General features: G+C 43.1%; 26 protein-coding genes. 8 read left to right on the top strand and 18 right to left on the bottom strand.

Features of this window, described 5'->3' with window-relative positions; genetic code table 11:
• Positions 1–421: 421 nt before the first annotated feature.
• Positions 422–628 carry a DUF378 domain-containing protein gene (locus RBI_RS09035; protein WP_022288161.1) on the bottom strand — a complete coding sequence of 69 codons (207 nt, stop codon included), beginning with the start codon at positions 626–628 and terminating at the stop codon, positions 422–424.
• Between the two features lie 274 nt (positions 629–902).
• On the opposite strand from RBI_RS09035, the gene RBI_RS09030 reads away from it, so the two are divergent.
• The 4 genes from RBI_RS09030 (at position 903) to RBI_RS09015 (ending at position 5,399) form a co-directional block, all read left to right on the top strand.
• The gene (locus RBI_RS09030) at positions 903–1,907 is read left to right on the top strand and encodes an aldose 1-epimerase (RefSeq protein ID WP_051706712.1); all 1,005 of its coding nucleotides are present in this window, start codon (positions 903–905) and stop codon (positions 1,905–1,907) included.
• Positions 1,908–2,079: 172 nt separating this feature from the next.
• Complete coding sequence (locus RBI_RS09025) at positions 2,080–4,539, top strand: GH36-type glycosyl hydrolase domain-containing protein (protein WP_038672461.1); 2,460 nt, start codon at positions 2,080–2,082, stop codon at positions 4,537–4,539.
• Positions 4,540–4,565: 26 nt separating this feature from the next.
• Positions 4,566–5,078: a hypothetical protein gene (locus RBI_RS09020; RefSeq protein WP_022288158.1), complete on the top strand. Its 513-nt coding sequence runs from the start codon at positions 4,566–4,568 to the stop codon at positions 5,076–5,078.
• Between the two features lie 99 nt (positions 5,079–5,177).
• Positions 5,178–5,399, top strand: a complete 222-nt coding sequence (locus tag RBI_RS09015; protein WP_242843639.1) for a helix-turn-helix domain-containing protein — start codon at positions 5,178–5,180, stop codon at positions 5,397–5,399.
• Between the two features lie 120 nt (positions 5,400–5,519).
• Here the strand turns inward: RBI_RS09015 and argF are convergent, their stop codons facing one another.
• The 4 genes from argF to argJ all read right to left on the bottom strand — a co-directional run bounded on the left by argF (position 5,520) and on the right by argJ (position 9,878).
• Entirely contained in the window at positions 5,520–6,434 is a 915-nt protein-coding gene (argF, locus tag RBI_RS09010; RefSeq protein WP_022288156.1) for an ornithine carbamoyltransferase, read from the bottom strand.
• A gap of 78 nt (positions 6,435–6,512) precedes the next feature.
• Positions 6,513–7,697 (bottom strand): aspartate aminotransferase family protein, encoded by a 1,185-nt coding sequence (locus RBI_RS09005; RefSeq protein WP_038672459.1) that lies wholly within the window; start codon positions 7,695–7,697, stop codon positions 6,513–6,515.
• Between the two features lie 32 nt (positions 7,698–7,729).
• On the bottom strand, positions 7,730–8,587 hold the full coding sequence (gene argB, locus RBI_RS09000) for an acetylglutamate kinase (RefSeq protein ID WP_022288154.1): 858 nt from the start codon (positions 8,585–8,587) through the stop codon (positions 7,730–7,732).
• Positions 8,588–8,621: 34 nt separating this feature from the next.
• Positions 8,622–9,878, bottom strand: a complete 1,257-nt coding sequence (argJ, locus tag RBI_RS08995) for a bifunctional glutamate N-acetyltransferase/amino-acid acetyltransferase ArgJ (protein ID WP_038672457.1) — start codon at positions 9,876–9,878, stop codon at positions 8,622–8,624.
• A gap of 204 nt (positions 9,879–10,082) precedes the next feature.
• On the opposite strand from argJ, the gene RBI_RS15125 reads away from it, so the two are divergent.
• On the top strand, positions 10,083–10,283 hold the full coding sequence (locus RBI_RS15125) for a hypothetical protein (protein ID WP_148303595.1): 201 nt from the start codon (positions 10,083–10,085) through the stop codon (positions 10,281–10,283).
• Between the two features lie 59 nt (positions 10,284–10,342).
• On the opposite strand, the gene argC is transcribed toward RBI_RS15125, so the two are convergent.
• The 5 genes from argC to RBI_RS08970 all read right to left on the bottom strand — a co-directional run bounded on the left by argC (position 10,343) and on the right by RBI_RS08970 (position 15,080).
• Positions 10,343–11,290: an N-acetyl-gamma-glutamyl-phosphate reductase gene (argC, locus tag RBI_RS08990; protein WP_038672455.1), complete on the bottom strand. Its 948-nt coding sequence runs from the start codon at positions 11,288–11,290 to the stop codon at positions 10,343–10,345.
• 135 nt (positions 11,291–11,425) lie between these two features.
• On the bottom strand, positions 11,426–11,869 hold the full coding sequence (locus RBI_RS08985; RefSeq protein ID WP_038672454.1) for a hypothetical protein: 444 nt from the start codon (positions 11,867–11,869) through the stop codon (positions 11,426–11,428).
• Entirely contained in the window at positions 11,850–13,223 is a 1,374-nt protein-coding gene (gene argH, locus RBI_RS08980; RefSeq protein ID WP_038672451.1) for an argininosuccinate lyase, read from the bottom strand. The genes RBI_RS08985 and argH overlap by 20 nt, the downstream gene beginning before the upstream one ends.
• 107 nt (positions 13,224–13,330) lie before the next feature.
• Positions 13,331–13,765 (bottom strand): pentapeptide repeat-containing protein, encoded by a 435-nt coding sequence (locus RBI_RS08975; protein WP_022288149.1) that lies wholly within the window; start codon positions 13,763–13,765, stop codon positions 13,331–13,333.
• 79 nt (positions 13,766–13,844) lie between these two features.
• Positions 13,845–15,080, bottom strand: a complete 1,236-nt coding sequence (locus RBI_RS08970; RefSeq protein ID WP_038672450.1) for an argininosuccinate synthase — start codon at positions 15,078–15,080, stop codon at positions 13,845–13,847.
• A 474-nt stretch (positions 15,081–15,554) separates the two neighbouring features.
• Between RBI_RS08970 and RBI_RS08965 the strand changes: the two genes are divergently transcribed.
• Genes RBI_RS08965 through trxA form a run of 3 tightly spaced genes read left to right on the top strand, consistent with a single transcriptional unit; the run spans position 15,555 to position 16,660 of the window.
• Positions 15,555–16,091, top strand: a complete 537-nt coding sequence (locus RBI_RS08965; RefSeq protein ID WP_038672447.1) for a flavin reductase — start codon at positions 15,555–15,557, stop codon at positions 16,089–16,091.
• A gap of 30 nt (positions 16,092–16,121) precedes the next feature.
• Entirely contained in the window at positions 16,122–16,319 is a 198-nt protein-coding gene (locus RBI_RS08960; RefSeq protein WP_022288146.1) for a ferredoxin-thioredoxin reductase catalytic domain-containing protein, read from the top strand.
• A gap of 17 nt (positions 16,320–16,336) precedes the next feature.
• Complete coding sequence (trxA, locus tag RBI_RS08955) at positions 16,337–16,660, top strand: thioredoxin (protein ID WP_038672444.1); 324 nt, start codon at positions 16,337–16,339, stop codon at positions 16,658–16,660.
• 200 nt (positions 16,661–16,860) lie between these two features.
• Here the strand turns inward: trxA and RBI_RS08950 are convergent, their stop codons facing one another.
• The 8 genes from RBI_RS08950 to RBI_RS08915 form a co-directional block, all read right to left on the bottom strand.
• Positions 16,861–17,820 carry an ABC transporter permease gene (locus RBI_RS08950; RefSeq protein ID WP_022288142.1) on the bottom strand — a complete coding sequence of 320 codons (960 nt, stop codon included), beginning with the start codon at positions 17,818–17,820 and terminating at the stop codon, positions 16,861–16,863.
• Positions 17,813–18,919: an ABC transporter permease gene (locus tag RBI_RS08945; RefSeq protein ID WP_022288141.1), complete on the bottom strand. Its 1,107-nt coding sequence runs from the start codon at positions 18,917–18,919 to the stop codon at positions 17,813–17,815. Before RBI_RS08945 ends, RBI_RS08950 begins: the two co-directional genes overlap by 8 nt.
• On the bottom strand, positions 18,912–20,447 hold the full coding sequence (locus RBI_RS08940) for an ABC transporter ATP-binding protein (RefSeq protein WP_022288140.1): 1,536 nt from the start codon (positions 20,445–20,447) through the stop codon (positions 18,912–18,914). Before RBI_RS08940 ends, RBI_RS08945 begins: the two co-directional genes overlap by 8 nt.
• A gap of 153 nt (positions 20,448–20,600) precedes the next feature.
• Positions 20,601–21,752, bottom strand: a complete 1,152-nt coding sequence (locus tag RBI_RS08935; protein WP_022288139.1) for a BMP family ABC transporter substrate-binding protein — start codon at positions 21,750–21,752, stop codon at positions 20,601–20,603.
• A 45-nt stretch (positions 21,753–21,797) separates the two neighbouring features.
• Positions 21,798–22,373: a xanthine phosphoribosyltransferase gene (locus RBI_RS08930; protein ID WP_022288138.1), complete on the bottom strand. Its 576-nt coding sequence runs from the start codon at positions 22,371–22,373 to the stop codon at positions 21,798–21,800.
• Positions 22,374–22,575: 202 nt separating this feature from the next.
• A complete protein-coding gene (locus tag RBI_RS08925; protein ID WP_038672442.1) occupies positions 22,576–23,358 on the bottom strand; it encodes a hypothetical protein in 783 nt (260 codons plus the stop codon).
• A 121-nt stretch (positions 23,359–23,479) separates the two neighbouring features.
• A complete protein-coding gene (locus RBI_RS08920) occupies positions 23,480–26,020 on the bottom strand; it encodes an EAL domain-containing protein (protein WP_051706710.1) in 2,541 nt (846 codons plus the stop codon).
• 342 nt (positions 26,021–26,362) lie between these two features.
• The gene (locus RBI_RS08915; RefSeq protein ID WP_038672440.1) at positions 26,363–26,878 is read right to left on the bottom strand and encodes a shikimate kinase; all 516 of its coding nucleotides are present in this window, start codon (positions 26,876–26,878) and stop codon (positions 26,363–26,365) included.
• Positions 26,879–26,902: the final 24 nt, after the last annotated feature.

Raw genomic sequence — 26,902 nt, 5'->3', positions numbered from 1 at the left:
ATAAAAAAACTATGTGTAGAACAAAAGAAAGGAGACAACAAAACGGATGTTAAATCAAACAAATTATGTTCAATATCCTTAACATCAATTAAATTATAACCTCTTTTGTAGCGATAGTCAAGAAAAAGTTGCAAAGAACTTGTTAATTTTCTGAAAATTCGGGATTTTGCACAAATATTTCGTTGACATTATGCTAACAATGACATCTGCGTGAGGTCTGAACTTAAATCGACTTAAAAAAGTAAAATATCTTATCCATTTTTAGCGTCTGCGATGTTCAAATTTTAATGTTTAAAACAAAAAAATAAGGTCATGACAGCAGGAAAGAGAGCCGATTTTAGAATATGCAGCAGGCAAACCCGTGATAAAATGCTGCCCTCTGAAACAAGCTCCCTCTCCTGCCGTCATGACCTGCAGGGGACTACTGCTCGGTGACAAGTCTGTTGTCTTTGAAAAACAGTGAAATGCACCAGATAGCCGAAATAGCTACCAAAACGTAGATGATCCTGCTTAGTATCGCTGCAGCGCCTCCGAAAAGAAATGCCACAAGGTCGAACTGGAAAATGCCCACAAGCCCCCAGTTTATGCCGCCTATTATGAGAAGCAGCAGTGCGATCCTATCTATCATGAGAAACTCCTCCTTTGATTGTTTAAGATATAGAGCAGTCCGTCTGTCAGCGGGCTGTTAATTGTAGTATTGTCATATTTTTTTGGATTATTCATTAAACGTTTGGTAAAAAACTACTAAAAAACACAGCTAAAATTCTATATAAAAATCTGCGTTTTGTACTAGACAAAAGCGACGGGCTATGTTATAATAATTGTATGTTAATCGTTTAAGTAAAAATATATGGTAAGGCGGGAGGCAGATCATCGCTTTGCACTATGGGGGCGTTACTTTTTTGAATAATATAGACCTTAAATTCATGTTTAAAGATACGGAATGTGTCAGAATGCAGTCGGGAAAGTATTCCTGCGTTATCGCACCAAAACTTGGTGCTGCTGTGCTGAGGCTTCGTGACGAGGAAAACGGCATAGAGGTGTTCAGATATCGTGATGACTGCACTCTCAAGACTATAAATAAGGCGAGAGAGATATGGGGACTGCCTACTCTTTTCTTGCCTAATCGCTTTGATAAGGGCATTATAAAGACCTCTGACGCAGTGTATCAAATGCCTGTAAATGAGAAAAAGCTTGATAATTTTATCCATGGCTGGGTGCATAAGAGAGAACACGAAATAGAGTGTTATTCAACACAGGATAAAAAAGCTGTGCTTGTTACTTCTTATACCTTTGACAAGAATGACGAGATGTATTCTTATTTTCCGGTGGATTTTAAAATATCCTATACGTTTACGCTTTCTGAAAACGGTCTTTTGCAGGAGATATACCTGACAAACAACAGCGACAAGGCTCTGCCTGTTTCCATATGTACTCATACCTGCCTTAATGCGCCAATGTGCGACGGTGGCAGGGAGGAATCAATGAGAATGTGCGTGCCGATAATCGAAAAGTGCGAGCTTGACAAGAGATGTCTGCCAACAGAAAAGCTTTTGCCTCTTAAAAAGAAAGACCTTGAATATAAAGAGGGTACAAAAATGCCTACCCTGCATAATATCTCAAACGATATGTACACCGCAGGCATGAACAAGCTTGACGGTAAGGACTTCCATGGCTCTTATGTTGTGGATACTGACAATGGTCATAAAGTCTGCAACGAGGTGTCAAAAGAATTTAAGTTCTGGAATATGTGGAACGATAAGGGCAATAAAGGATATTTCTGCCCTGAACCAATGACAGCTATGATAAACTCTCCTAATCTCAGCCTGCCTAACGAAGTGAGCGGATATGGGGAGATAACAAAGGGTCACACATTCAAGTGCTGGCAGAGATTCTTTACTGAATAATAGAAAAAACTATCATTATGCAGAATGAGAGTTATGTAACAGCTCTGTAAATGTAGGGGCGAACAGCGTTCGCCCGTTGGCTTGATCATTTTGTGACGGCTATACACTTCACAATGGTTATAATTAAGAAATTAATTAACAATAGATAAATTACGAAAGGTGGAAATTATTGATGAAATTTGGTCATTTTGATGACGTGAAAAAGGAATATGTCATCAGCAATCCAAGAACGCCATATCCATGGATAAACTATCTTGGCACACAGGAGTTCTTCTCACTTATCTCCAACACAGCAGGAGGCTATTCCTTCTATAAGGACGCAAGACTGAGAAGAATAACTCGTTACCGTTACAACAACGTGCCTATCGACATGGGCGGAAGATATTTCTATATCAAAGACGGCGAAACTATCTGGAATCCGGGCTGGTCACCGGTAAAGACAGAGCTTGATTTTTATGAGTGCCGTCACGGTATGGGCTATACTATCATCACAGGTAAGAAGAACGGACTTAAGGCTGAGGCTACATTCTTTGTTCCTCAGAACTATAACGGCGAAGTTCAGCAGGTAGTTCTCACAAACGAGAGCAATGAAGAAAAAACATTCTCATTCTTCTCATTTGCAGAGTGGTGTCTTTGGGACGCTCAGGACGACTGCACAAACTTCCAGAGAAACTTCAGCACAGGCCGTGTTGAGGTAGTAGGTTCAACTATCTATCACAAGACAGAATACAGAGACAGAAGAGATCACTTTGCATTCTATACAGTAAATGACGAGATAGACGGCTATGATACAGACAGAGATTCATTTATCGGTCTTTATAACGGCTTCCATAACCCACAGGCTGTTGAAGCAGGCAAGGCTAACAACTCATTTGCAGACGGCTGGTCACCTATTGCTTCACACTATAAGAAGATAACACTTGCTCCGGGCGAGTCAAAGACTCTTGTATTTATCCTCGGCTATGTTGAAATGCCTGTTGACAAGAAGTTCGAGGCTGACGGCGTTACTATCAATAAGGAAAAGGCTCTCGCAATGATCGAGCAGTATAACACTCCTGAAAAGGTAGCCGCAGGTCTTGAAGAACTCAAGGCAACTTGGGACAGACTTCTCAGCGTTATCAATGTTGACACACCTGATGACAAGGTAAACAGAATGGTAAATATCTGGAACCAGTATCAGTGCATGGTAACATTCAACCTTTCACGTTCCGCATCATATTTCGAGAGCGGTATCGGCAGAGGAATGGGCTTCAGAGATTCAAACCAGGATATCCTCGGTTTCGTTCATCAGATACCGGACCGTGCAAGACAGCGTATCATCGACATCGCTTCTACACAGCTTCCTGACGGCGGCTGCTATCATCAGTATCAGCCTCTTACAAAGAAGGGCAACTCCGATATCGGCGGCGACTTCTCAGACGACCCACTGTGGATGATCCTTTCAGTTTCCGCATACATCAAGGAAACAGGCGACTGGTCTATCCTTGACGAAATGGTACCATACGATAATGACGAGTCAAAGGCTAAGCCAATGCTCGACCACCTTAAGGTATCATTCTATCACATTGTAAATAACCTCGGCCCTCACGGTCTGCCACTTGCAATGAGAGCTGACTGGAACGATTGTATCAACCTTTCATGCTACTCTGACACTCCGGGCGAGAGCTTCCAGACTTATACAAACCCTAAGTTTGCAGCCGAGGGCGGCTACTCAAAGGTAGCTGAGTCTGTAATGGTGGCAACACTCTTTACATACACAGGCCCTAACTATGTGTCTATCCTCAAGCACCTTGGTAAGGACGATGAAGCTGCCGCAGCACAGGCTGAGATAGACAAGATGAAGAAGAACGTTATGGAATCTGCATTTGACGGCGATTGGTTCCTGAGAGCTTACGATTCCACAGGCGCAAAAATGGGTTCTAAGGAATGTGAAGAGGGCAAGATATTCATCGAGCCACAGGGCTTCGCAGTTATGTCTGAAATAGGCAAGGACGAGGGCGCTGACATCAAGACACTTGATTCTATCGACAAGTACCTCAATACAAAGTATGGTCTTGTTCTTAACAACCCTGCATACTCAAAGTATTATATCCAGTATGGTGAGATATCCACATATCCGGGTGGATATAAGGAGAACGCTGGTATCTTCACACACAACAACGCTTGGATAATCTGCGCAGAAGCATATGCCGGCAGAGGCGACAAGGCATTTGAGTATTACAGCAAGATAGCTCCTGCATTCAACGAGGAGATATCTGATCTACATAAGACAGAGCCTTATGTATACGGTCAGATGATAGCTGGTAAGGACGCAAGCAGATTCGGCGAGGGCAAGAACAGCTGGCTCACAGGTACAGCCGCATGGAACATGGTAGCTATCTCACAGTACATTCTCGGAGTACAGGCTGACTTTGACGGCTTGAAGATAGATCCATCTATCCCTCACGAGTGGGACGGCATGACAGCAACACGTCAGTACAGAGGTGCAACATACAACATCACTGTTAAGAACCCTGACCACGTTTGCAAGGGCATAAAGAGCGTAACAGTTGACGGCAAGGCAGTAGAGGGCAATGTTCTCCCTGTAGCTGAAAATGGTGCAACAGTAAATGTTGAGGTAGTAATGGGCTAAGCCATACAAATTTTAAAGGCGAGATTATGTTTTTTGGAAAGACAAAGAAAAAAAATAAACCAACTACAATTGAGCATCCTGTATTAGGAACTTTGATTAAAAAAACAGATTGGTACACAAAGAAGAGCTTTATCATTACATTATGGGATAAAACTTTTGACCTGTATCTATGTATATACTCAAATCAAAAAGATGCTGTAATTTCATTTGAACAAGAAGAAGCAATCAGATATTATCTTGATAATCAGATTCAAATCGAACGAGATATTCAAAAAATGTTGTTGAATTTTTTTCACACTTCAGATTGTTCTTTGATTGAAAAGAGTATACAAATTGAAGGATTGAATTTTACAAGGAATGGAGCTATCAGCATTGGTTTAATATCTGATTTTTCTGATGAGTTTCTTGAAAAACATATTGGAGAAGATGTTATTTTTACAGATTCTTTTGGGATGTCAGTTTATCCGATTAAGGCAGTGCTTCCAAATGAGAAAGTATATTACAACTTCAATAATAAATACGAAGGAGACCAGCTTTAATATGAATGTGTTTGACAGCATAATTACTGGACTTAACGAGGCAGTTGACTACGAAAAAGGTAAAATTTCTGCTAAAAAACAACTCTTAGAATAGAGCCTTTGCCTGATATATCTGCTGAAGATATAAAAGCGATCCGAAAAAAGCTGGGATTTACGCAGGCGGTATTTGCCGCAGTGATCGGAGTTTCGACAAAAACTGTTGAGGCGTGGGAAACAGGTACGAACCAGCCTATCGGTCCTGCACGCAGAATGATCTCACTCATTCAGTTTGACCCAGAAATTCTGCAAAGCTACCATATCGTAAATGAAAATGTTATTTAACTATGACCGCAGTTCTTTGAGGACTGCGGATCTTTTTATCCCGTCACATCAAAGACCTTTTTGATGTGTTCAACACAAAAAAGCCGCCCACCAGCGTGGACGGCTTTTGTCATATGCGAATTATTCCTGCGGACCCATTACCTTGACCATAACGGCTTTCTGTGCATGAAGTCTGTTTTCAGCTTCCTCGAATATCTCATTTGCGTGAGCCTCGAATACCTTTTCTGTTATCTCCTCCTCACGGTGAGCAGGCAGACAGTGCTGAACCATTGCGTCAGCCTTTGCAACAGCCATGATATCGTCGTTTATCTGATAGCCCTTGAATGCTATCTTTCTCTTTTCTGTTTCAGCCTCTTCGCCCATGGAAGTCCAAACGTCTGTGAACAGAACGTCAGCGTCCTTTGCAGCCTCAAGAGGAACGTCAGTCATTGAGAACTTGTCGCCGTAGCCCTTGGCAAATTCAAGAACCTCAGCAGCAGGCTGATAATCCTTAGGGCAAGCGATAGAAACTTCCATGCCTACTTTAAGTCCGCCAACGATAAGCGAATTTGCCATGTTGTTGCCGTCGCCTATGTAGCACATTTTCAGACCCTCGAAACGTCCCTTGAACTCTCTGATAGTCATAAGGTCAGCAAGCACCTGACAAGGGTGGCAGAAGTCTGTCAGACCATTTATTATTGGGATAGAGCCGTATTTAGCAAGATCCTCAACCTCTTTCTGCTCAAAAGTACGGATCATGATGCCGTCAAGATAACGTGAAAGAACACGGGCTGTGTCCTGAACAGGCTCGCCTCTGCCTATCTGGAGGTCACGGTTTGAAAGGAAAAGTGCCTGACCGCCAAGCTGATACATACCTGTTTCAAAAGAAACTCTTGTACGGGTAGAGGACTTCTGGAATATCATTCCGAGAGTTTTGCCCTTGAGAATGTGATGCTCTATACCGTTTTTGTTTTCGTATTTGAGCTGGTCTGCAAGATTGAGAATGTCGAGAATTTCCTCTTTGGAAAGGTCGAGCATTTTAAGTAAATGTTTCATAATATTTCCTCCGTAATTTGATTTTTATTTAGTATTGCGTAGCCAACGGGCGAACACTGTTCGCACCTACACACTTTGTTATTTCTCGTCAAGAACTTTTTTCAGTATAGCAAGTCCCTTGTCTATCTGCTCATATGAGATATTCAGCGGCGGCAAAAATCTCAGCTTGTCCTTTGCTGTGAGAATAAGAAGTCCGTTTTCAAAGCACTTGTTGAGCACATCAGCGGCTTTCTTTGTCTTGAGCCTTACGCCTATCATAAGACCAAGTCCGTCAACGCCCTCAACTTCGTCTATTTCTGCAAGCTTTTCTCTGAAATATTCGCCCTTTTTGCGAACTTCTTCAAGAAATTCAGGCTTTGTCACCTTGTCAAGAACTGCGTTTCCGCCTGCGCAGGAAATAGGATTTCCACCAAACGTCGAGCCGTGTGTACCCTTGCCAAGTACCTCACTGCACTTCTTGTTAGCAAGGCACACGCCTATTGGAACACCGCCTGCAAGACCCTTTGCAAGTGTGGTTATGTCAGGCTTTACGTTGTAAAGCTCAGATGTGAGGAGCTTGCCGGTTCTGCCAACGCCTGTCTGTACCTCGTCTGCGATAGTGAGGATATCCCTCTTTGCACACTCAAGCATGATAGCGTTTACAAAGCTCTGCTGAAGAGGTATAACTCCGCCTTCGCCCTGAACAAACTCAAACATTACAGCGCAAACCTTGTTGTCAAGCTTGTTGAGCTTGTCCATAAGATCGTCAATATCATTAGCGATAACATTCTCAAATCCACCAACGAACGGGAAGAAGTAGTTGTGGAAAACCTCCTGTCCTGTTGCAGAAAGAGTGCAAAGCGTTCTGCCGTGGAAACTGTTTAGAAGGGTGATGATGATATTTCTTTCAGCGTCCTTGCCGTATTTGTCAAAGCTGTATTTTCTTGCAAGCTTGATAGCGCACTCGTTAGCCTCTGCGCCCGAGTTGCCGAAGAACATTTTCTCATAGCCTGTTGCCTCACAAAGTCTTTTGGCAAAGTCAGCCTGTACCTTTGTGTAATAGTAGTTTGATGTGTGCTGTATCTTGTGTGCCTGATCGCAGATAGCGTTCACCCAATCCTCGTCGCAGTAGCCAAGGCTGTTTGTGCCGATACCGGAGCCGAAGTCGATATACTCTTTTCCGTCCTCGCCCACAGCCGTCTGACCATGACCGCTTTCCATAACAAGACCTATTCTGCCATAGGTCTGCATAACGTGTTCGTTGAACTGTTCTATGGTGTTCATTTTTATCACTCTTTTCAATATGTATTGATATTTTATATAAACTGTGTACCGATACCCTCGTTAGAGAGCAGCTCGATAAGTATCGAGTGCGGTACTCTGCCGTCAATGATAGTGGTCTTTTTAACGCCACGTCTTACGGCTTCAACACAGCAGTCTATCTTTGGTATCATTCCGCCGCTTATGATGCCTTTCTTTTTGAGATAAGGCACATCGCTGACGTTTACCTGTGGGATAAGTGTAGAATCATCGTCCTTGTCCTCCAGCAGACCAACTATATCCGTCATAAGAATAAGTTTTTCCGCTCTCAAGCAAGAGGCTATCCTAGCCGCCGCAGTGTCAGCATTGATATTGTAAGACTGTCCGTCCTCGCCAACGCCAACTGTGGAGATTATAGGAACATAACCGTTGTTAAGTGCGTCAACTATAGGCTTTGTCGTCACCTTTTTGATGTCGCCCACAAAACCAAGGTCAACTTCGCTGTCAAGCTTCTGCGCAAGTATCATCTGCCCGTCACAGCCGCAAAGACCGAGAGCCTTTCCGCCATGGAGCTGCAAAGCGCAAACAAGCTCCTTGTTTACCTTTCCGCACAGCACCATTTTAACGATATCTATAGTTTCAGCGTCAGTGTATCTCAGACCGTTTATGAACTTGCTTTCAATGCCGACTCTTTTGAGCATTGCATTTATCTCAGGTCCACCGCCATGAACAAGAACTACCTTTATGCCTACCTCACTTAGAAGCACGATATCGCTCATAACAGCTTCTTTAAGCTCAGCGTTTGTCATAGCGTTGCCGCCGTATTTTACAACGACTATCTTGTCGTGGTATTTCTGAATGTGCGGCAGAGCGTCAATAAGTATCTGACTTCTGATTTTATTGCTTATGTCCATTTCTCATTCTTCTTTCCTATACTGATTTTATGTCTTAGCTTCTGTAATCGCCGTTTATCTTAACATAATCATATGTAAGGTCACAGCCCCATGCAGTGGCAGTGCCGTTGCCGTCGCCGATAGAAACGCTTATTGTGATCTCGTCCTCAAGAAGAACGGTCTTAACCACTTCCTCAGAGAACTCTATGCCTGCACCATTGTGGCAAACGTGTATCTCTCCTGCCTTTGATGACAGTGAAACGTCCACCTTGTTTATGTCAAAATCAGCTTCAGCGTATCCAACAGCGCAGAGTATCCTGCCCCAGTTAGCGTCAGCACCGAACATTGCACACTTGAAAAGCGGCGAGCATATAACGCTCTTTGCAACGATTATAGCGGTGTCAAGGTTTTTTGCACCTGTTACAGTACATTCAAGAAGCTTAGTTGCGCCCTCGCCGTCCTTTGCGAGCATTTTTGTAATGTTCATCATAACGATATAAAGAGCCTTTTTGAACACCTCGTAGCTCTCACCCTCGGCTGTTATCTCAGGGTTTCCTGCAAGTCCGTTAGCCATAACAGCACAGGTATCATTTGTTGACTGGTCACCGTCAACAGACAGGCAGTTATATGTTATCTTGACGATATCAGTAAGAGCCTTTTTGAGCATTTCGGAGGATACAGCACAGTCTGTAGTGATAACATTGAGCGTAGTCGCCATGTTAGGGTGTATCATACCGCTGCCCTTGCCCATGCCGCCAACGTGGCAGATCTTGCCGTCAAGCTCAAACTCAACAGCCACTTCCTTTTTCACTGTATCAGTAGTCATGATAGCAATAGCGGCTTTTTCGTTTCCCTCATAGGAAAGTCCCTCATAAAGCTCGTCTATCTTAGCTTCGATAGGCTCGAGAGGGAGTATCTGACCGATAACGCCTGTCTGAGCGATAAGAATTTCCTCAGGCTTAACGCCCATTTTAGCGGCAGTCATCTCGCACATTTTGTAAGCCTTTTCCTCGCCGTCAGCGTTACAGGTGTTAGCGTTTTTGGAGTTGAGGATAAAGCCCTTAGCCTTGCCGCCTGTTTTAGCAAGATTTTTCTGAGAAACAGTAACAGGAGCACCCTTGACCTTGTTCTGAGTAAAAACGCCGGCGGCAGAGCACATAACGTCAGACTCCACAAGGCAGAGGTCAGGTTTTTTTGTAGGGTTTTCCTTTATGCCGCAATAAAGACCGTTAGCCTTAAAGCCCTTTGCAGCACACACGCCGCCGTCTACATACTTATAGCCGTCGAAATTTTTCTTTGATATCTCTTTCATATTCAAAACTCCTTACAAAATTTTCACACTAATTAGATCAGGACAGATTTTTTCTATTAATTATTTCTGTAGGGGCGAACAGCGTTTGCCCGCTTATTTTTTCCGCACTTTTATATTCGCACTCATTGGTCGGGGATTGCTCTCCTTTGTGGGGGAGCTTATTGTCGCCGTTGGCGAGTCATTTGAAGACGCTTCGCTGTTCAAATGACAAAAGCGGCGGAGTTTTGTTGGTTTTTAGGCTTGGTTGAGAAATTTTACTTCGGTTTGTTTTATTTTTTTTGTCCGCCGCTTTTTTTAGACCGTACTTTTGTGGTGGGGGCTCTGCCCCCTGTTGGGTTTGATTTTGCTTTTGGCTTTATTTTGCCCCCGCTGGGGCTGCTCGCCCCCGTCCCTCGGCAGGGCTAACGCCGCCCTGCACCGGCGATTTTTTGTGCGGTGCTTTTGGTTTGTTTTTTGCTTTTTTGTTATTCCAACCCCGTTGCTTCGTTTATCCCCAACATTATATTCATATTCTGTATTGCTGCGCCGCTTGCACCTTTTCCAAGGTTATCAAATCTCGACATAAGCAATATCTGATCCTCATTTCCGCAGACGAATATTTGCATATTATTTGTTCCGGCCAATGTATTCGCTGCGATAAATCCGTCAGGAAGCGTTTCCGTTCCACCAAGCTCCATTACCTTAACGAAATGCTGACCAACATAATGCTCCGCCATTATTTCATGGATATTCTCAGGTGTATACTTCTTTGTCAAACATCTTGTTACCAGCGGCACAGAAACAACCATACCATTATAATAGTCGTCAACTATCGGATTGAACATAGGCTTATATTTAAGTCCGCACACCGCCTGCATTTCAGGGATATGCTTGTGCTTTTGCCCAAGTGCATACTGACGTGGAGAATACATTTCCTTTGTTTTATTTTCGCTCTCCATAGCGGCTATCATTTTCTTTCCGCCGCCGCTGTAGCCTGAAACTGCATGGCAGGTAACAGGATAATCCTCAGGAAGCACTCCTGCCTTTACGAGAGGATAAACAAGGCTTATAAAGCCGCTTGCATAACAGCCTGGGTTTGCAACTCTTTTTGAATTGCGGATATTCTCTCTATGCTTTTCAGAAAGCTCAGGGAAGCCGTAATCCCAAGCAGGGTTTGTTCTATGTGCAGTAGAAGCGTCGATTATCCTGACATCAGGGTTTGTGCAAAGTGAAGCCGCCTCTATAGCCGCTGCGTCAGGCAGGCAGAGAAAAGTGATATCAGATGAGTTTATCATCTTTGCTCTCTCGTTTACGTCCTTACGCTTTTCCTCGTCAATGAGCATTATCTCAACGTCATTTCTGTTCTGAAAACGCTCATATATCTGAAGTCCCGTTGTTCCTTCTTTTCCGTCAATAAAAACTCTTGTTTTCATTTTTCTTCATATCCTTCTATAAAACTTTATGATTTTGTCTGTCAATAATCTGTATGCTCATGCAAATGCAAACTTTTGTAGGGGCGAACAGTGTTCGTCCGTTTGGCTGACAGCTCTTTAGCCGTCTGCATACTTTTAATTATCGTCCAGAATGTTCTTGTATTCAGGTTCTTTTTTCAGCTTTTTACGCTTTTTATCTGCCTTTGCGGCATTTATTGCGTCCTTATCCGCAAAACAGTTTCCAATACCTGCGGCAAAGCCTGCGGTCAACACAGTGAGTACGATAAAGTTCGGCACTACCGACCTTGCTTCCTCCACGAAGATATATTCTATCACCGAAACCGCTATCATCACAGGCGCAACATACCATTTCAAGCCGTAGTTCTTAGCGTGTCGGTAGCAAGCCCACCATGTACACACAGGGTACACCACCGTAAATCCCACCGCAAACAGCGGATATATCACAAAAAGCTTAGCCGTAAAAAGCCACATTATAACTGTCGCAAGCTCCCACAGCACAAGATATAGCAGTGCCGCCTTAACAGGGGAGCGGTGTTTATCAAAGCTTATTTCTGACATATTCTATCTGAGCTTTTACAGACTCAGGCGCAGGACCGCCTGCCGCTTTTCTCTGCATTACGCAGGTTTCAAGGCTGATAGCGTCATAAACGTCCTCGTCAAAGTTGTCAGTGAGCTTCTTGTACTCCTCCAATGGGAGAGTTTCAAGTGTGCAGCCTTTTTCAATGCAGGTGTGAACGAGAGTGCCAGTTATCTTGTAAGCGTCCCTGAAAGGCATACCCTTCTTAACAAGATAGTCAGCGCAGTCAGTAGCATTTATAAAGCCCTTGGCTGCGGCGTTTCTCATGTTCTCAGGGATAACTCTCATTGTAGCAAGCATCGGATCGAACGTTTTAAGACAAAGCTTAACAGTGTCAATAGCGTCAAAAATAGCTTCCTTGTCCTCCTGCATATCCTTGTTGTATGCAAGTGGCAGACCCTTCATCATAACGAGCAGTGTGTTAAGATCGCCGTAAACTCTGCCAGTCTTTCCTCTTATAAGCTCAGTAACATCAGGGTTTTTCTTCTGTGGCATGATAGACGAGCCTGTTGCATAAGCGTCGTCAAGCTCGATGAATTTGAACTCCCATGAACACCAAAGTATTATCTCCTCAGAAAATCTTGAAAGGTGCATCATAAGCAGTGAGATAGCTGAGCAAAGCTCGATGCAGAAATCTCTGTCTGAAACGCCGTCAAGTGAGTTCTGTGTTATCTCGTCAAAGCCAAGCAGGTCGCAAACTCTCTGTCTGTTTATAGGGTAAGTTGTAGATGCAAGAGCACCGCTTCCCAAAGGCATGATGTTCGTTCTCTTGTAGCTGTCCTCAAGTCTTGAAATATCTCTCAGAAGCATATTTGCATACGCCATAAGGTGGTGAGCAAATGTGATAGGCTGTGCCCTTTGAAGATGAGTATATCCCGGCATAACAGTTGTGAGATTTTTCTCTGCAATGTCAAGGATAGTGTGTTCAAGCTTTTTCACAAGCTCGATTATCTCTTTTGTTTCGGCTCTGAGTATCATTCTCACGTCAAGAGCCACCTGATCGTTTCTTGATCTTGCCGTGTGAAGTCTTTTGCCTGTGTCGCCAAGTCTTTTGGTAAGCTCAGCCTCAACAAACATATGAACGTCCTCTGCAGTAGGGTCGAACTGTAATTTGCCCTCGTCGATATCCGCAAGAATACCCTTAAGTCCCTGGACTATTTTTTCGCTTTCGTGCTTTTCGATTATACCGCACTCGCCAAGCATAGTGGCGTGTGCCATAGAACCCTCTATATCGTAGCGGTACATTCTTGCGTCAAAGGAAATAGATGAATTGAAATCATTGACTCTTTCGTCAACTTCCTTTGTAAATCTTCCTGCCCACATTTTTCCTGCCATTTTAAAACCGTCCTTTATGTTTATTTCAAGTTATCAAATATAAAAAATGTATGGGCAAAATGACCCCAAAGGATCATCCTGCCCCAATACATTTCAATAAGTGCGGATCAAATTTCCTTTTCGTGCTGTTCAAGCAGCTTCTGGATGTCCACGCCGTTGATCTTCAGACCGTCTATCTTGCAATCGTTTATCTCAACGTTTGTAAGGTCACAGTGAATGAACTGTGAGTTCTTAAGATCAGGATTTTTAAACTCAACATTGTTCATGATAGAGCAGCCAAATCTCGAGTTGCTGAGATTTACGCCCAAGAACTTTGTGTTTACCATATACATATCTGCAAAGTCGCTTTCTTTCATGCTGACGTTGTTGAAATGTGTCTCGTCCATATTAACGTCATCGAAAACGGCTTCCTTAAGATTTACGTTCGAGAACTTTGCTCCGCCGAGGTTTACGTCCTCAAAAGAGGAGTTCGGCAGGCTGTCATAAGAGATCTCGACCTTCTTGTCTATTGCAGGCTCAAAAATGCTGTTGTTATCTGACATATCAAAACCTCCGTGAAAAATATTATACAAACTTTTTAAGGCTATACACCTTTATGACCTGTTGACCAGAGCGACGCTATTAGTCTTTCTTAGCGTTTCTCTTCTGCTCGAGCTTAGCTCTTACCTTGATAGGCAGACCGAAGAGGTTGATGAATCCTGCTGAATCAGCCTGATTGTAAACATTGTCCTCATCAAATGTAGCAACTTCTTCATCATAAAGTGTGTATGGAGATGTTACACCTGCGTTTATCATGTTGCCCTTGTAAAGCTTGAGCTTAACGTCACCTGTAACAGTCTTCTGTGTTTCTGTAACAAATGCGCTCATAGCCTCACGGAGAGGAGTGAACCACTGACCATTGTAAACAATGTCAGCAAACTTGATTGAAAGATACTGCTTAACTCTTGCAGTTTCCTTGTCAAGTGTGATAGTTTCAAGAACTTCATGAGCCTTGTAAAGGATAGCTCCGCCCGGTGTTTCATAAACGCCTCTTGACTTCATACCAACAAGTCTGTTCTCAACAAGGTCAGCAAGACCGATACCGTTTGCACCGCCAAGCTCGTTAAGCTTTGTAACAAGCTCCTTGCCGTTCATCTCAACGCCGTCAACTGCTGTTGGGATACCCTTTTCAAAGTGGATAGTTACATAAGTTGGCTTGTCAGGAGCCATGATAGGTGAAACGCCCATTTCAAGGAAGCCCGGCTTCTCATACTGTGGCTCGTTTGCAGGATCTTCAAGATCCAGACCTTCGTGTGAAAGGTGCCAAAGGTTCTTGTCCTTTGAGTAGTTTGTTTCTCTGTTTATCTTCAGAGGAATGTTGTGAGCCTCAGCATACTCGATCTCCTGCTCTCTTGACTTAAGATCCCAGATTCTCCAAGGAGCGATTATCTGCATATCAGGAGCGAAAGCCTTGATAGCAAGCTCAAATCTAACCTGGTCGTTGCCCTTACCTGTGCAGCCGTGGCATATAGCGTCAGCACCCTCTTTGATAGCGATCTCAGCTATTCTCTTTGCAATGATTGGACGAGCAAATGAAGTGCCGAGGAGGTACTGGTTTTCATAAACAGCGCCAGCCTGTACTGTTGGATATACATAATCCTCGATGAACTCTTCTGTAAGATCCTCGATATAGAGCTTAGAAGCACCTGTCTTGATAGCCTTTTCCTCAAGACCGTCAAGCTCTGTGCCCTGACCAACGTTTCCTGAAACAGCGATTACTTCGCAGTTGTTGTAGTTTTCCTTGAGCCACGGAATGATGATAGATGTATCAAGTCCGCCGGAATAAGCAAGGACAACTTTTTTGATCTCTTTTGCCATAACAAAATTCCTCCATTGTATGTAGTAAGTATGTTTGTATAATATTTTTACGGCTTTCATGCCGATAAAATTATTATACACCTTTATACAGCATTGTCAAGTGCTTTTGCATAAAAATTTTATATTTATACACATTTTAAGGCTTTTTAATGTATATATTTAGACAATATACAATTTATTCTGTATAAATTTCAAAAGATATACATATCAAGTATTGTAACGGCATAAAATAAAACAGCTAAACCAAAAACACAAAAACAGCTTTACAAATACTTAATTCAATTATATCACTATTCTTCAAAAAAAGCAACACAAAAAAGCCCTGTTTAACGATTTTTGTACAATATTTCAGGGTTTTCAAGGGGTTGCAATTTCATAAGAAATGATATATAATATACTCAGACGTTTTCTATACGATATTGGTGTACAATAAGTATGATAAGTCTGACATAATACTGAAAGGCGGTAATGAAAATGAGCAGTTTCAACGGTTTCAAAGAGGTAACAGAAAAGCTTGACGCTATTGACTTCAATCCATACAAAAAGATAGGCAAGGAGTGGTTTCTTGTAACAGCAGGCGACGAGAGTGGCTGGAACACAATGACAGCTTCATGGGGCTTTGCAGGCGTTATGTGGGGAAAGAACACCTTCACCACAGTTATAAGACCGCAGAGATATACAAAGGAATTTATCGACAAGGCAGAATATTTCACCATAAGCTTTTTCAAAGAGGGCTATAAAAAGGCACTTTCATTCTGTGGCTCACATAGCGGACGTGACTGCGACAAGGCAAAGGAAACAGGTCTGACCCCTGTGTTCGTGTCTGAAAACGGCGTGGAGGTAACAGCTTTTGCGGAAGCTGATATGGTGCTTGTATGCAAAAAGGCTTATGTTCAGGAGATGAAGCCTGAGTGCTTTGTTGATACTGAAAACGATGAGAAATGGTATTCTGACAAGGATTATCACTATCAGTATATCGGCGAGATAGTAAAGGCATTTGTCAAGGAATAATCTAAGCATATCTGCAAAGGATAGGTAGTAATGGTACGTCTTAACGATGATAAAGAAATGGTAAAGAGCATAAAAGAGGGGCTTAAACGCACAGGTGGCTATTGTCCGTGCAGGATACAGCGCACAGAGGAAAACAAGTGTATGTGCAAAGAGTTCCGTGAGCAGATAGCCGACCCGAATTTTGAGGGCTTCTGCCATTGTATGCTCTATTACAAAAGCAAAGACTAGAAAAGGAGCTGTGAAAAATGTCTGTAAAGGTCATAACAAAGGATAATTTTGAAAATGAAGTAATGCACTCGGAAAAGCCTGTCCTGCTTGACTTCTGGGCAGCATGGTGCGGTCCGTGCAAAATGCTTTCACCGCTGGTGGATAAGTATTCTGAGGAGGACAGTTCTGTAAATGTGGGGAAGGTCAACGTTGACGAGGAAAACGAGCTTGCATCCGCTTTCGGTATCTCGAGCATACCTGCCCTTTTTGTTGTGAAACATGGCAAGGTAGTTGCTTCAACTGTCGGCTATATGCCTGAGGAGGAGCTCAAATCTTTTGTGGCTTCGGCAAAGGCGAAGTAAAAACAGTTTATCATAACATAACAAAGCGTATGGGCGACCTGTGGTCGCCCGCTTTTTTTGTATCGTAATTGGACTATGAACATCTTTTGCATTTTGTCACTAGGGCAAAAATAAAAGCCCTGCAAAACGCAGAGCTTTTAAATATGTTGCTTTAGGTATTATCTGTAGGGGTGAACGGTGTTCGCCCGTTACGTCACGTTTTATCTCTCCTCACGGAAATAATTTATACCGCAGGATTGTGGCTGTGAACGCTCTCTTGATTTTTTCACTGAAGTGATGATAAGAACAAGAGCCGTTACAAGATATGGGAGCATATCAAAGAATGACTCAGGAACAGTGAAGCCGAGGTTTTTCGGGAAGTAGTATTTCAGCACCATGAATGCACCGAAAATATACGCTCCGTAAATAGCCCTTGCAGGATTCCATACAGCGAAGATAACAAGCGCTACAGCTATCCAGCCAAGACCGTTCACGCTGTTTGCCATCCAAACACCGCCGTTTATTACCATTGAGCAGAACGCTCCGCCTATTCCGCATATTCCTCCGCCGATAAGAACGTTTATGTATTTATATTTCACAACGCTTATTCCCACAGCGTCCGCAACAGCAGGATTCTCACCGATAGTTCTAAGGTTAAGACCCACCTTAGTCTTTTTCAGATAGATAAACATTATCACAGCGATAACAATGCTCAGATATGTGAAAATGTTCTGTGAGAAAAGCACCTCTCCAAGAACAGGTATCTTGCTGAGAAGCGGTATGTCAATGTTTTTCAGACTGCTCATCACTCCGTCAGGCAGTTTGAGGTTGCCTGTAGGTGAAGCGGATATCATCTGCTCGCCTATGAAGTTTGAAAGTCCCGTGCCGAATATAGTCAGTGTAAGACCTGTTACGTTTTGGTTCGCCATCATTGTTATGGTAAGAAAAGCATAGATAAGGGAAACAAGCGCACCCATAAGAAATGCCGCAAGTATGGAAAGCCAAAGGCTTCCTGTCTTGTATGCTACCATAAAGCCTGCGCAAGCGCCCATTGCCATTGTTCCCTCAACGCCAAGGTTAAGGTGTCCAGCTTTTTCGTTTTGTATCTCTCCTACTGTGCCGAAAAGCAGAGGAGTACCCATATATACCGCATGGGCAAGGAATGAAATAAGTCTAGTCATTTTTCCTGCCTCCTCTTGTTACAAATCTGTATCTGATGAAGAACTCACAGCCAAGCACGAAGAACAGGATTATTCCCTGCAAAACGTCCGAGCAGTAAGGTGAAAGAACAAATTCAGACGATACCACAGTGCTGCCCTTTTCAAGGACTGCGAATAAGAATGACACCACAAGTATGCCGAATGGATTGAGGTTTGCAAGCCATGCAACTATGATAGCCGTGAAGCCTACTCCGCCTGCAACAGATGTTGAAAGTGTGTGTTCTGTTCCGCAAGCCTGTACCATTCCTGCGATACCGCAGATAGCACCGCTCAAAAACATCGTTCTTATCATTATCTTGCTAGGGCTCATGCCTGCATATCTTGCTGTTGCATGGCTGTCTGATACTACAGTTATCTCGTAGCCCTGTTTTGTGTATTTAAGATAGATAAATACCAATACCACAAGCACCAGACCTATCAACCAGCCTATCTGCACACCGCCTAGCGAGTCAAGCCATGCGTTAAGGTCAAATCTTGCTATCTTAGGATATCCCTTTGACTCAGGATCCTGCCATGCGCCCTTTGTGAGCCAATCTATAACGTAAAGTGCAATATAGTTGAGCATAAGGGTGAGCAAAGTTTCGTTTGTGTCGAATTTTGCCTTGAAAAATGCAGGGATAATGCCGTACAGTCCTCCGCCTATCATCGCCGCAACGAACATCACAATGAAAAGCAGATAGTGAGGCATATCGTAATGATAAAGAGCGAAGTATGAAGCGAAAACTCCGCCCATTATTATCTGACCCTCTGCACCGATATTCCAAAACTTCATCTTAAACGCAAGCGTAATGCCAAGAGAAGATATAAGAAGCGGTATCATTATCTTTATTGTTTCTTTGAACGGCATAAAAGGGCTTGCGGCGTTCTTGCCGATAAAAGCACCCTTTACCATTTTCGCATAGTATGAAAACGGATCTTTGCCAAGAATAAGAATGAATATTCCGCCTGCACAAATAGCCAGAAGCACCGACAGAAGCCTTATGATAAGCTTTTGCTTGTTTGAGCGTTCAGCACGCTTGGCTATTCTTATAAGAGGCTCTTTTTTTATAATATCAGCCAATGCCCAGCACCTCCTCCATTGTCGAGCCTGTCATCATCATACCTACCTGTTCCTTTGTGACCTTTTTGGCGTCACAAATACCTGTTATCTTGCCGTGACAAAGCACCATTATCCTGTCGCAAAGCTCCAGAAGAACGTCAAGGTCCTCGCCTATGAAAAGCACAGCCGTGTTCTTTTTCTTTTGCTCGTTAAGAAGCGAGTATATAAGATATGATGAGTTGATGTCAAGTCCACGAACAGGATATGCGGTTATGAGCAGATCAGGCTCACTGTGTATCTCTCGTCCAAGCAGGACCTTCTGAACGTTTCCGCCCGAAAGCATTCTTACAGGAAGCTCTGTTGACGGAGTTTTTATTTCAAGCTTTTCTATAAGCTCCTTTGAAAGCGCCTTAGCAGGCTTTCTGTCCACAAAGCAAAGCTTGCCCTGCTTGTATGTTTTAAGAAGCATATTGTCCGTCATACCCACCGAAGCGATAAGACCCATTCCAAGTCTGTCCTCAGGGATAAAGCTCATGCTTATGCCGAGATTTATTATCTCCTTAGGTGTCTTGCCTATGATGTTCTCCTTGTTGTAAAGCACTGCGCCCTTTTCTATCTTCTGAAGCCCTGCGATAGTCTCGCAAAGCTCTTTCTGACCGCTTCCTGCAATGCCTGCCACACCAAGTATCTCGCCCCTGTTTATAACAAAGCTTACGTCATCGAGAGCAATGCTTCCCTCAGAGTTCTTTACCGTCAGATCGACTACGTTAAGTATCGGCTTTACGTTCACAGGTTCAGGTCTTTCTATTGAAAGCTCCACCGCCTTGCCCACCATAAGCTCAGTGAGCTGCTTTTCACTGCTCTCTGCTGTGTTTACAGTTTCAACACTCTTGCCCTTTCGCAGTATGGTCACTCTGTCAGATATATCCATTACCTCGCCCAGCTTGTGGGTGATAATAATGATAGCACAGCCCTGAGCTTTCATTTTTCTCAGGATATTGAAAAGCTTTTCAGTTTCCTGCGGAGTAAGAACCGCCGTAGGCTCGTCAAGAATAAGTATTTTAGCACCCCTGTAAAGCACTTTCAGTATCTCAACTGTCTGCTTTTCGCTGACGGACATATTGTATACCTTTTTGTCAGGGTCAACTTCAAGACCAAGCTGTTCAGATATCTTTTTTATCTCATCTCTCACAGCGCCCTTGCTCTTAAGCTTGCCCTTTGTGCCTGCCACAATGTTGTCTGCGGCGGAGAACACCTCCACAAGCTTGAAGTGCTGATGTATCATGCCTATGCCAAGTTCGATAGAATCCATAGGTGAATTTATCGCCTCAGGCTTGCCGGCAATGTAGATATTGCCCTTGTCAGGGTGATAGATACCCGAAAGCATATTCATCAACGTGGTCTTTCCTGATCCGTTTTCGCCCAGCAGTGCAAGTATCTCACCGTATTTTACTTCAAGATCAATGCCGTCGTTTGCAACCACGCTGCCGAAAACTTTTGTTATACCGCTGCATTTTACAGCGATCTCAGCAGATATTTCTTCACTCATACTTTCAGCTCCTTTTTATGAACTTCCTTAGATTTGCTAATGTCATCAGAAACCGACAGCAGAATTACCTGCTGCCGTATGCTCATATCATTAACAAAACAGGCGGCAACCTGCACCGCCCGTATAAATGTTTTGTTAAGCTGTTAAGCCTTATTACTTGACCTCAACGTTCTTGAAGTACCAGTTGATTCCGCCTGTGATAGTAGCGTCGTCAAGAGTTTTGCCCTCTTCGCCAACTGTTTTGCCGTCGTTTGTTTCGATAACGCCGTCAAATACGTTGAATGAGCCGTCTTCGATCTTAGCCTTAGCCTCGTCAACAGCCTTCTGCATATCCTCTGTGCAGATATCCATGTTCAGAGGAGCGATGTCTACAAGACCGTCAGCCATGCCGCCGTAGTAGTTCTCACACTTCCAGTTGCCATCTACGATCTGCTTTACCTGATATGTGTAGTATGCAGACCAGTTCCAAAGAGTTGAAGTAAGTGTAGCCTTAGGAGCGTCCTTAGACATATCTGTGTTGTAGCCTACGCCCCACTTGCCTGCGCTTTCAGCCTCGAGCTGTGGGTTAGGTGTGTCGCAGTGCTGAGCGATAACGTCGCAGCCCTCAGAAAGAAGAGCCTTTGCAGCGTTTGTTTCCTCTGTTGGTGAATACCAGCTGTTTGTTACCTTTACATAAACCTTAGCGTCAGGATTTACAGAATAAACGCCCATTGCGAAAGCGTCGATACCGCCTGTGCACTCAGAGTTCTCGCTGCCCATAGCGGAAACGTAACCGATAAGATTTGACTCTGTCTTCATACCTGCAACGATACCGGTGAGATATCTTGCCTGATAAATTCTTCCGAAGTAGTTGTTAAGGTTCTTGCCGTTGTTCTTGTAGCCTGTGCCGTGACAGAAATAAACGTCAGGATATTCCTCAGCGAGGGATTCCATTTTGTCCATATAGCCCCAGCTTGTGCCGAAGATGATGTTGCAGCCTTCCTCGATGCACTCACGGATAGCTGTTTCTGTAGCAGCAGGGTCGCTGTCTGATACGTTGTTTTTTCTTACGATCTGATCGTCTTTAAGTCCAAGCTCCTTCTGCATACCAACGATACCCTGATCGTGAGCATATGTGTAGCCTGAACCGTCGGCAGGGTTGCCGATGTGTATAACACCGATCTTTACAGTGTCATAGCTGAGAGTTGTCGTCTGCTTGTCAGCCGACTTCTGTGATGCTTCGTCCTTAGCAGATGTACAAGCTGTAAGAGCTGTTACAGCAAGAGCCGCAGAAAGAACGAGCGCAAGAATACGTCTTACCTTCATGTTTGATCTTCCTCCATAAAATATTTATTGGTAACGCCTTGTGCGTTAGTCCCTGAAAGTGATAGTGCCGTTGTCCATAGAGTCAACGATAGCAAGAGATTCGAGCTTTACGCCCATGTCACGGATAGTCTTTCCGCCAACCTGGAAGCCCTTTTCGATAACGATACCTGCTCCCGCAAGCTCAGCCCCGGACTGCTTTACGATATCTATAAGCCCCATAAGAGCACATCCGTTAGCAAGAAAATCGTCTATAATAAGCACCTTGTCACCCTTGCCGAGATATTTTTCAGATACCATTACGTCATATGTAACGCCCTTTGTGTAGGACTTTACTTGAGTAACGAACATTTCGCCGTCAAGATTTTTGCTGAGAGTTTTCTTTGCAAAAATAACAGGGCAGTTGTTAAAATGCTGTGCCGCAATGCAGGCAATGCCAATACCGGATGACTCGATAGTGAGTATCTTGTTTACGCCTGTTCCTGCAAATCTCTTTGCAAACTCCTCACCGATATCGTTGAAAAGCTTGACGTCCATTTGGTGGTTAAGGAATTTATCGACTTTGAGAACGTTTCCTTCCTTTACTACTCCGTCCTTAAGAATACGCTGTTTTAAAATTTCCATGATCTTTTCCTCACGATACAAAAAATAGTTAAATATATTATTTTACATCAAAAAACAACTATATAAGGAAATTATACTACACTTTCGACGATTATTCAATTGCTATGACACGTTAAAAGTTTAACATTCTATTAATTTTCAACGTTCTTTTCTATATTGTGCAATAAAAAAATCCGCCTGAGATCTCAGACGGATAAAAGTTTTATTTTTCTTTTACTTTTCTTGAAGCTATCTTAGCCGTGTTCGGCATACAGAGCATAGCAGCGGAGCTTTCGTAAATCGTGACATATATAGGAGAGTTCGTCAAATTGCAGAAAATAAGGTTTTTCGTGTCACAGTCATAAAACTCCATAAGCTCGCTGTCAATATAATATCTCCCCAGCGTATCCCATAAATCCAGCTTTTCCTCGCTTTCCGCAAGCCCCACAGAATCAATGACCAGCCCAACGGTCACATATGCAAAAACAGGCACTACCATATCTTCATTTTTGTAGAACATCTTGTTTCCATGTGGGTCAGTGCCGTAATAGCATATAACAAGAGTATCTTCAGGTAACTCATTTGCAACGTCAGCCTGTTCATTATCACAAAGCCTCTGGCAGATCGTGAAAAATTTATCAAGCTGTGCCGTGAGCTTTTCTCTCTGCATTTTAGCTGTTTCAGCAAGCTCATTGCTTCCTGTTTTTTGTGCGGCATTTTCAGCGATATCGCAGTCAAAATAATCGCTTGGCGTTTTAAGCTCATAAACGTTGTTTATTGTTTTGGCAAAAAGCTTTCCGTCCTCGGAGTATACCGAGGTCACAGGAGAACTGCGTATGAATTTTCCGTCAGGGAACTTTTGACTGCCATATACAAGACCTTGAACGCAGTAAAACACTGTGTCGTCCGTGATAGGGTCAGGGAAACAGCTTTGAGCCGTGTTTGGATATGAAAAAAGCGAATTTTTCAAATTTCTTATTGCCACACGCCACTTGTCAAGATACATTTTTTCTCCCTCGCTTTCAGCATTCATACCTATATGATATCAGATAGTGTATATTTTGTCAATAAAGCTGACAGCTTAATAAGAGAAAAAGTCCCCGCTTATCGCAGAGGACTTTTTCAGATCATTTCGTTCGGCTAAAATATTTTTCGTTTGCACTGCCTGAAATATTGATCTTTAAAAGATTGTTCGTTCTCAGGCGTACCAGCTCATCTATATACGGCTTCATAACAAAGTCTGAAACTCTGTTCTTCAATTTTGTCATGCCTTTAAGTACGCTATGAGCTTGAGTTATAGCAATAACGGGGAGTCTTCTCTCATCAATGTCAAGAGGAAATTCGTCGTCCTTGGAAATAAGCTGTATGTCAAAATAAATAAGGTCGATATCCTCGTTAAGAAGAAGCTTTTTTCCTGCCTGAATGGTTTCTGCAGTGAAAACAGTATTTTCCTGAGAAAGTATCTCTTCGAGCTGACAGCGTGTGTCGCTGTTGTTGCTGACGATAAGGATCTTGTGCTTTCGGTCTATTTCATCTTGGATATAGTTCTTATATTCGTTTATGCGTTTATCCGTCAACACCATGTCGGTCACGTCCGTGAAATACGCTATAAGCACAGAGCTTACACCTGTTTCGCTGATAAATCGTAAATGCGTCTTGAACCAGTGCTTCTTGCCGTTTATCTCGTGCATACTGAGAACACATTCTGCTCTGTCCTTGCTCTCTATTGCCTTGTTCACAGTGCTTGTGAATTTCTCTTTGCATTCGCTGTCAATGCAGTTCTTAACATTGAGTTTGCCGTAAATACTGCTGCCATAGCCGTATTTTTGTGAAAATGCCTTGTTTGAACATACCATTACCACTGTGCCGTTCGGAAAACATTCATATATCGTAGCAGGCTGGTCGATGCTGTCGATATATGTCAGCAATCCTCCGCTCTTGCCCCACAGCAGGTCGTTTACTGACGTCCTGTTCTCAGGCAAAGGCTGTTCCTCCTGATCTGAAATAAGCTTTTCATAGTCTGCCGCAGGCAAAGGCTTTGAATAATAGAAACCCTGAATGTAGTCACAGCCTACGCTTTTCAGAAATTCTACCTGCTCCGCTCTGTCAACGCCTTCCGCTATAACAGGGATATTGAGCCATTTGGCCATTCTGATAACAGAAGAAATTATAGTTTCTGCACGGCCGTCATACTTTGCCTTGAACATGAACATCATGTCCATTTTTAGCATATCCACCTGAACATCTTTGAGTACGTTCAGGGAAGAATAGCCGCTGCCAAAATCGTCCATGAGGATAGTAAAGCCATTATTTCTGAGCTGACTGGTGATATCATCTATCATTACATTGTCGTCAGTATAAACGCTTTCCGTTATCTCGATGTTGAAATACTTAGGGTCAACGTCATACTTTTTCGTAAGTTCGATTATTATTTTTGAAAGATTAGGGTTGTAAAGGTTTACCCTTGAAACGTTTACAGAAACAGGGAAGAGCGGAACTCCCTTGTCTTTCCATTCCTTGAGCTGTTTGCATACGCATTCCCATATGTAGAAATCAAGCTTTGAGATAAAGCCGTTCTTCTCAAATATCGGGATAAACACACCAGGTGAGATAAATCCCTTGGTAGGGTGTATCCACCTTGCAAGGGCCTCCGCACCCACAGGCTTGTTTGTCTTTACATCATACTTAGGCTGATAGTAAGGCACAAACTCGTGGTTTTCAAGAGCGTCGCTCATTTCATTTATTATATTCTGCTCATTTTCGAGAGAAAGCCGCATTTTGTCATCATAAAAAGCATAGCTTTTCATATAATGCCCTTTTACAGTTTTAGCGGCAAGAGCGGCACGGTCGCACATGAAGGATATTGGCAGGCTTCTGTCAGTCACCACATAAACGCCGTAAACGATCATGATGTTATAGCTTGCGGACAGTTTTTTCATGTCTTCAACAGCCTGCTCTATCTGCTTTACTGTTTCTTCCTTGCCCTGATAAGGGGTGAAGATACCGAAAACGTCAGCGTCTATCCTACCAAAGGTACAGCATTCCGTTGTTTTTGCAAAATCTCTTATACGTTTTGCAACACGCTTTAGTAGTCTGTCTCCATACGCAGTGCCGAAAAATGAATTTATAAGCTTGAAACGGTCGATATCTAGTCTTAGAAAAGCGAACTGCTTGTCAGGATTATCCTTAAGAAGTGCCTTTGATGCACTGAAAAATTTATTCTTTGAATATATCTCCGTAAGAGGGTCGTAGTTCATAACGTTATTAAGTTCTTTGAGCAGCGATACCTGACTTCTTGCGATAACGTTTTTGAGCCTTAGCTTTATAATATCAGCGTCATAAGGCTTTGGAACAAAGTCCCACGCACCGCTTTCAAGCACCTTCTTTTCAGTGTCTCTGTCTGATTTTTCTGTTAGTATAATAACAGGTATCTGAGATAAGGTTTTATCCTGCTTTATTTTATTCATGAACTCATATCCGTCCATTTCGGGCATTATGATATCCAGTATTATAGCGTCAACTTTTTTATCCTGTCTTTTTAGCTTTGTAAGAGCCTGTATGCCATTTTCTGCTTGGATCACAGTATAGTCAGAATGTAGTATGTCGCAAAGTATAGATCGGTTCGTTGTGCTGTCGTCAACGACAAGCACGGTTTTCTGTATGTCCATTTGCAGCTCCCTTCTGTCATATGGCAGTTTAATATAACGTCTTCATATCATAAGTATACAACATGTCGGAAGGATTTTCAACATTTTTTATCAGTGCTTGCAGATTTTTTGGATTATTCGTTATAAATAGCTATTTTTGATTATCCAAGATACAAATAATTTGGTACTGTTTGCACAAGCCGTACTATTTATTATGACAAAGCTTTCCCGTTTTTGACATCATCACAAGCAGAAGTATGAAGAAAAATGCAAGATAAACGGGCATAAGCTTAAGGCTCCCTTGGTTTGCGATAAGCCCGAAAACAGGGGGCATGAAGGTCGAGCCTGCAGGGAAGAGCTAAATCAGCCCTGCCCGAAATCAAATCTCTTGTAAAGCTTTTGTATCTTAGAGGCGATGACGATAGGCGGATAACCACCGCTTATGACATAGTGTGAGTGGGCAAGATATAAAGGCCTTCGATAATCAAACCGCTCTAAAAGCTGTTCTCTGGTGGAGTTGTAAGCGATAGGTCTGTTAGGGTCGTTTTTTATGCGTCCGTAGCAGGTGTTGAAATATGTGTCGATAAAGACCACCATGCCAGATCTTTTAGCCACATTGCCGTTCTCCTCCGAAAGCAATGCTCCGCCGCCTGTTGCAACAACGCCGCCAATGTCAGCAAATGCTGCAAGAGCCTCGGTTTCAAGCTTCCTGAAATGCTCCTCACCGTATTTGTCGAATATTTCAGGTATGCTCATTCCTGCCGTATTTTCGATATACTTGTCAAGGTCAACGCACTGACAGCCCATTTTTTTCGCCAAGATCTTTCCCACAGTAGATTTTCCGCAGCCCATAAAGCCGCACAAAAATATTGGTCTCATATTTACTATCCTTATTATAATGTA

This window comes from Ruminococcus bicirculans (ex Wegman et al. 2014) (assembly GCF_000723465.1).
Taxonomy (GTDB): domain Bacteria; phylum Bacillota; class Clostridia; order Oscillospirales; family Ruminococcaceae; genus Hominimerdicola; species Hominimerdicola aceti.
Note: the sequence above shows the minus strand (reverse complement) of the source record. Positions and strands in the feature narration are given on the sequence as shown.